6 protein-coding genes are annotated in these 6,303 nt (G+C 65.5%); all 6 read right to left on the bottom strand.

From position 1 onward, the window contains the following. A partial coding sequence (locus tag WAN71_RS03100) for a glycosidase (RefSeq protein WP_422223921.1) occupies window positions 1-1,266 on the bottom strand: 1,266 nt, incomplete at its 3' end. A 56-nt stretch (window positions 1,267-1,322) separates the two neighbouring features. Then, on the bottom strand, window positions 1,323-2,285 hold the full coding sequence (locus WAN71_RS03105; RefSeq protein WP_422223922.1) for a glycosyltransferase: 963 nt from the start codon (window positions 2,283-2,285) through the stop codon (window positions 1,323-1,325). Next, the gene (locus WAN71_RS03110; RefSeq protein ID WP_422223923.1) at window positions 2,282-3,415 is read right to left on the bottom strand and encodes a glycosyltransferase; all 1,134 of its coding nucleotides are present in this window, start codon (window positions 3,413-3,415) and stop codon (window positions 2,282-2,284) included. The genes WAN71_RS03105 and WAN71_RS03110 overlap by 4 nt, the downstream gene beginning before the upstream one ends. Window positions 3,416-3,687: 272 nt before the next feature. Beyond that, window positions 3,688-4,167: a MarR family winged helix-turn-helix transcriptional regulator gene (locus WAN71_RS03115; protein ID WP_422223924.1), complete on the bottom strand. Its 480-nt coding sequence runs from the start codon at window positions 4,165-4,167 to the stop codon at window positions 3,688-3,690. A 227-nt stretch (window positions 4,168-4,394) separates the two neighbouring features. Then, window positions 4,395-5,156 carry a class I SAM-dependent methyltransferase gene (locus WAN71_RS03120; protein WP_422223925.1) on the bottom strand — a complete coding sequence of 254 codons (762 nt, stop codon included), beginning with the start codon at window positions 5,154-5,156 and terminating at the stop codon, window positions 4,395-4,397. Between the two features lie 367 nt (window positions 5,157-5,523). After that, window positions 5,524-6,156 (bottom strand): TetR/AcrR family transcriptional regulator, encoded by a 633-nt coding sequence (locus WAN71_RS03125; RefSeq protein WP_422223926.1) that lies wholly within the window; start codon window positions 6,154-6,156, stop codon window positions 5,524-5,526. Window positions 6,157-6,303: the final 147 nt, after the last annotated feature.

The following is a 6,303-nucleotide window of genomic DNA, read 5'->3' on the forward strand; positions in this document are numbered from 1 at the left end:
ATCAAGCAGAATCGCGCCGATGCTATACGTGCGCATGGGTCCGACGCCGTGGGTGAGGACCAGCCACCCTGCGTCGGTTTCGATTGGCGGCCCGCAATTTCCGAGTTGCAGCGCTTCCCATGCCTCGGCCGGCTGCTGGCAGGGCGACGCGCTCGTCCAGACCGCAAGATGGTCGGCGAAGGCGACGGTGTTGGTCTCGCGGTCCGATCGCGACATGGCGGCGTAGCGACCGTGTATTCGTCGGGGGAACAAGGCCAAACCCTTGTTGGCCGCGGCCTTCCCGACGAGCGGCCCGGAGGTGAAGGACCGGAAGTCCTCGGTCTTGAGCAGTTGTTGGCTGATGTGGGATCCGCTGTAGGCCGTGTAGGTGGCGTAGTAGGTGACCGAGCCGTCGTCGTCGACGAAGCGGACGAAGCGGGCGTCCTCCATGCCGGCCTGCTCGGCCTCCATCGACGGCCACAGCACGTGCTCGGAAACCGATACGTCGCTGGGGAACTCGACGGCATAGGATCGAGCGGCGATCGCGCGGATCAGGGCGACCGCGCGCTCCCCGTGTCCGCGAGTGCTCAGGTTGGCCCGGAGATTGTCGAGTCGCGCGTCGAGGTCGGATCGCGTGAAGCGGTCGCCGAGCGCATTGAAGACGTAGTTCGCGGCCTCGCCGGCATTCTCGATGCGGCCGAGTTCGCCGCGGAACACCGCGGCCTCGAGCAGCGCGCCCGACACGCTTCCGGTGGTGGCGAAGCGGGTCGGCTCGTCGATCGTGGCCCGGCCCCCGGCGTCGACGACACCGGTGCGGAACCCGATGGACGAGCGGTGTCCTTCCCCGATCCCCCGCACGCTCATCACGAATCGCAGACTGCCTGCCGCCGTGTCGGTCTGGTCGGGGTGGGCCACAATGCTGGGGTTGCAGAGCGCAGCCCCCTCGATGGCGTACTCGCTGGTAAAGGTCGCTCCCAGCAACAGTATTCGCGCATCGGAGAGGTCGATGTTGGGATCCAGGCGGTCGGCGAGCTCGTGGGCGTGCCGACGGAACGTGCCCACGAGGTCACGGTGGCGTCCGTCGAAGCGGATGATGACATCGTCGAGGGACGACCGAACGTCGTCCTCGGTCAGTGCGAGGATGCGCTTGAGCACCACTCCCGCTCGGGACTCCTGAAGCTCGAAGCCCTCCTGGCCGGGCACGAAGAGCCGGGTGATCACCCGCGCCGAATTGGCCGCGATCCGGTGTTGGTCGCGGGTGACGAGCACGGTGCGCGTCAAAGTCATTGTGGGACTAGCGAAAAGCGCCGCGCGTGTTGCAGGGTGGAAATCACCGCAAGGGTCTATTCGGCGCCCTGGTTGAGGTTGACGCACTCGGCAAGCAACCCGTCGAAACCGCCACCGGTCTCCGTGTCCCACATGAGCAACCCGGAATCGTTGGCGCCCTGGAACCAGGCGGCCGACGACCGGATCCCATCCGGCCAGAGCGCCCGCGGATCGGCGGCTGCGGCGCGTGCGCAGGCGTCAGCGAGGGTGGCCACCTCGATCGGCTGCTGGTCGAAGGCGGGCCGGCTGTCCTGCGGTCCCCGGCCGCCCGCGGGGGTGGGCGACAGGTGGCCGTCAATCGTTTCGTAGTCGAGCAGCCACTCCAGCAGATCCAGGCCACGCTGTTTCAGGTCCGGGTCGTCCAGCGCGACGCCGGCAGCGATCATCGCCTCGGGGAGAATCGCATTCGCGTAGGTGAGCCTTGGCTCGGGCCACGGCCAGTCGGACTTGGTCTTGGGTCTTGCGACGGTGGCGGCGTAGTCGGCGAGGAGTCGCAGGGCGGCGGAATTACCGGGGTCGACGCTGAGGAGTTCGGCGGCGCCGACGGCGGCGAACGCCATCGCCCGCGGCCACGGCGACCTGGCCTTGGCAGCGCGCTCGAACTGAATCACGGCCAGTCGGCGCACCAGGCTGACGCCGCTGTGGGCGGCGGCGGTGCCGAGCCCCCAGATGCACCGGCCCCAGTGGTCGTCCGTGGTGGGCTGGTCGGTCCAATTTCCGGCGCGGTCGATCCGGTTGCGGCAGGAGCCGTTGTAGGACTGGGCGTCGTTCAAGAACTGCAGGGCCTTGCCGGCGAGGCCCTTCACGGCACCCGGTGCGTCGGGCTCGCGGGTGGTGACGACGAGCACCCTGGCCATATCGTCGGTGCAGTACCCGTGCTCACGGCGGGGCTCGGTCATGCAGGCGTGCTCGAAGGTGGCGCGATGGTCCGTCATTCGCAACAGATGCGCGAACACCGGGATGGGCACGGCGCCGGTCACGTCAGTGCCGATTGAGTGGCCAGCAGCCGTTGCGCCACGCAGACGTAGGCGTTCGCGACGACGGACCAGGCAACCGTCGGGGCCAGCCCGCGGGCTTCGGTGGCCATGGAGTCGGCGACGTGCGGATCGGTCAACAGCTGGCGCAGCGCTGCAACCAGTGCGTCGGGATCGTCGTGAGCGACGACGGTGCCCGCGCCGCTGCCGAGGAGCTCGACCGCGTGGGGGAAAGCGGTGGCGACGATCGGGCGGCCACTCGCGAGGGAGTCGACCAGCACACCGGAGGTGACCTGGTCCTCCGAGTCGTAGGGCAGGACGACGACGGTAGCCGTCTGGATGAGCGCGGTGAGATCTCCGGGGGTGCGGTACACGGCGTCGAAGGACACCGAATCGGCGACGCCGAGGCGTTTCGCCTGCGCGACAAGTGCTTCGCGATACCTATCCCCCTGCGCGGCGAGGACCTTGGGGTGGGTGCGGCCGGCGATGACGTACCGCGGCGGGTTGGGCAGGTTCTTGAGCGAAGCCATGGCGTCGATGACCCGCTCGATGCCCTTGCCCGGTCCCAGCAGGCCCCAGGTCAAGATGGTCGGCCGGTCGGGATGTTGCACGCCGTTGGTGCTGGGAAGTGCCGCGCCGTGCGGAATGGTGGTGACCTTGTGGCGGTCGACGGCGAAGCCTGCGCATAGGCGTTGGCGGGCCACCTCCGACATCACGACCACTTGATCGGCCGATGCCATCACCGATTCGAGCACCGAACGTTGGTGTCGTGTCGGATGTTTGAGCACCGTGTGAACGACGACGATCGACGGGACGCGCAATCCGGCCATGATCTGGACGACTTCATCTCCGTCGGGACCGCCATATATGCCGTACTCGTGCTGGATGACGGCGACGTCGCTCTGGTTGAGGAGCTCGGAGGTTGCCTCAACGGACGCAGCCGAGCCGTTGACGAGCTCGCCGGCGACGTTGGGCTCGTCGGAGACGTCACCGTCGGCGATGCGCACGACATCGACGTCGGCGCCTCTAGCTGTCAATTCGCCTGCCAAGGCCGCGCTAAAGGTCGCCAGGCCGCATGGTGTCGGCAAGTAGGTGCCGAGGATGCCAAAGCTCGGCACGTACGAAAAGTGTTGCATTCCAAAGGGAGCAATCAATGGCTGAAACAACGGTGGAGCATTCAAAATTATCCCGACTGAACGGTTGAAAACGGTATGTCCGGCTTGAGCGGATGCTCGGACAGATCAGCGTCAGAAGCTGAGCCATTCCGGATGGGCTGGGAGTACCAACATCTCTCACGCTACACCCTCACGGGTCGAAAGGCGTGGTCGTGGGTGCGCTGAGGTCCAAGAAGCGTTGACGTCTCAGGCACTTGCAGGTCCAACTTCAGTGGTATCTGGTCACCGGCAGGTCATGGCCGCAGGCCACCGTCGTCGGTTTCACGCCGGAACACGGTGGCGAGGGCCTGCTTTTGGTGTTGGTCGAGCGGCCCGAGAAAATGATTACGGACCGCGGTGGCGTGCACCTGAATGGCTTCGCGGATCTCACCGGCGCCGCGCGTGGTGAGTCGAACGTCGCGAAGTCGACCGGTGCCAGTGTCGACGCGGGTGACTAGGTCACGGTCCTCCATCCGTTCCAGGTGATGCGATATCCGCGATGGGGACCAGCCCAGGGACTCCCCCAGATCTCGCTGGGTGAGCGTGTTGTCGGGAGCTGCGTGAAGTCGCACGAGGAGCTCGAAATCCGGCCGGGAGAGCCCGGTGGCGGCGAACAGGTCCCGCCCTATTAGGGCCAAAACGGATTCCGACCATGCGAGAAACCCCCGCCACAATGCTTGGTCAGGCGCCGACAGCGCACCACTGGTGGTCTGGCCGGTTGATCGAGGTGACACTGGTTCATGATCTCCGGCCCTAAGTTGATGTGTCAAATTGCGCGGCTGCGTCACCGAAATCGCCCGGCTGCCGGGCGTGAAACGTGATGTACGGGCGAAAGCGCCTGGGCCAGCGCCGATTCTGCTCCTAGCGGCCAACGCCGGGCTCATACTTCGAATCGCGACTTCACCTATGCCGGCGATGCTTCACCGGTTAGGTGGTTTTAGAATTGCGTTCAAACCGCGCGCTAGGCGGTTCGGGTAGCGACGACGATCTGACGGCCCCCAGGCTGTCTGTGAAGCCGCAAGTCGATTTTCGGGTCGGCGTATGCGGCGAGTGCCCGCATTGCCGACGGACTGTAGGCACGCAGCGAGCTGATGGCGGCTTCGCGGCCGAAGGGATGCACGACGGCGAGCGGCAAAAGCACCGCCAACTCCGCAATATGAAGGATCGACGGCGGCCGCGGCAGGTCGATGATCAGCAGCTTGCCGGCGACGCGGGTGCCCTCGGCGAAGACCCGTGAAGCCAGCGGCGGCGGTAAGTGATGAAAGGACTGGGCGAACACCACCAGGTCGAAGTATCCGTCGGCGGCATCGATCGCGGTGGCGTCCATGACGCGCACCGTCGCCCGGGGGTGGCTGCCCAGCTCGCCGTGGGCGATATTGGCCACCGAGATTGCGTCGAGATCGGTAACGGTTACCTGGGCGGTGGGATGCAGTTCGAGCAGCTTGCGCGACAGGCAGCCGTGACCCGAGCCCAATTCCAGGATTTTCGGGTCACCGATGGCGGCCACCTCGTTGAGCGCCAATCGGGCGAACTTTTCGTGGTCCTTGAACAGCCTGCCAAGACGTTCCAGCGAGCGCACGACCCGGCGCTTGACCCGATCGTCGACGTCGTCACGGTCCAGGTATTCCAGACGATCCGTCTGGAGCCGCCTGTCCAGCCACGAGGCGTCCGGGCCGCCCCGCGGCATCCGGTCGATGTCCATTGTTTCCTGCTCCGTGGGCATCCGCAGTCTCCGTTCTCCCGTAGATCTATGCGCATGAGCGCGGGCACGTGACTTGACGTGTCAATATTAACGGTACTACATCGACTTGACATGTCAAATCAGCTAGGCGGAGGTATGACGCTAGGCCAGCGTCAGTCCGGAAGACTTGCGCCCGCGCCATCTGGCGAACGGGATGGCGATGCCGATCAGGGCGATGACTGCACCAAGGATGGACCAGGGGTGTTGCTCAGCCCCGGCTCCCTCGTCTTCGCAAGGTCTACACGGCGTCCCTTCCGGCACTCTCAGGTCTCTTCGGACGAAACGGCCGGCCTTCCGAGAAAAGCTCCGAGTGCCCTGCGCGCGGGCGCGTTGGCGAGTTAAGGCTTGGTCATGTCGCACCCATCGCCCGCTGCCATATCAACGCGAGTGTCTCGATCAATTCGGCTTCGGCGGCACGAGTGTGACGGGTACGGAAGAGTTCGTACATCTCGTGCTCGATCATCCAGAAGACGGCTGAGGAAACGGCGTGCGACGAGGGCGGCCCCGCGGGGAGGCGCCCAGCGGCTCGCTCGCGGTCGATGAATTGTGCCGCGACATCAATGTTCTCGTTCGTCGTTGCCCGCCATCTGGGGCCGAACGCGGGCGAGACCAGCCCGGTTTCCAGGAAGGTGCGCAACGCCGGTCCGTGTTCGCGCCAGCTGCGCAGCAGCTCCTCAAGCACCTTGCGAACCGCTCGATCAGCCACAATGTCGGTATTCAGCAGCATCGCCATCGGCCCGACGATTTCATGATGTGTGCGTGCCAGCAGGCCGGCCAGCAGATCGTCTTTGGACGCGAAGTAGAAGTACATGGTCGACCGTGATAGTCCGGCCTGCGCGGCGATCTCGTCCATGGTGATGTCGACGAACGGTGTAGTGCGCAGCAGACGCTCGGTCACGTCGAGGATCTGCGCCTCCCGGACCTCTCCCTTACTGGGCCCGGCGGCCCGTTGACGCTGACTGCGTCGTGAACCGACGTCCATGGTCGCCTTCCTCGTCTGCGCCTTGACGGTGCTGCTCGCGCCGACCCCGCCCCCTGTCGACTTGATGATCACACCCACAAATCAACACACCGTTGAATGTGAGATGACAGTACATCGACGATCATCCAAGCGCAATCGGCGTTAGAC

It is taken from the genome of Mycobacterium sp. (assembly GCF_049280035.1).
In the GTDB taxonomy this organism is placed as follows: domain Bacteria; phylum Actinomycetota; class Actinomycetes; order Mycobacteriales; family Mycobacteriaceae; genus Mycobacterium.

Excerpts from the sequence above, each read along its gene's own strand:
- WAN71_RS03110 (WP_422223923.1), bottom strand. The coding sequence starts at position 3,415 with ATGCAACACTTTTCGTACGTGCCGAGCTTTGGCATCCTCGGCACCTAC.
- WAN71_RS03125 (WP_422223926.1), bottom strand. The coding sequence starts at position 6,156 with ATGGACGTCGGTTCACGACGCAGTCAGCGTCAACGGGCCGCCGGGCCC.
- WAN71_RS03120 (WP_422223925.1), bottom strand. The coding sequence starts at position 5,156 with ATGCCCACGGAGCAGGAAACAATGGACATCGACCGGATGCCGCGGGGC.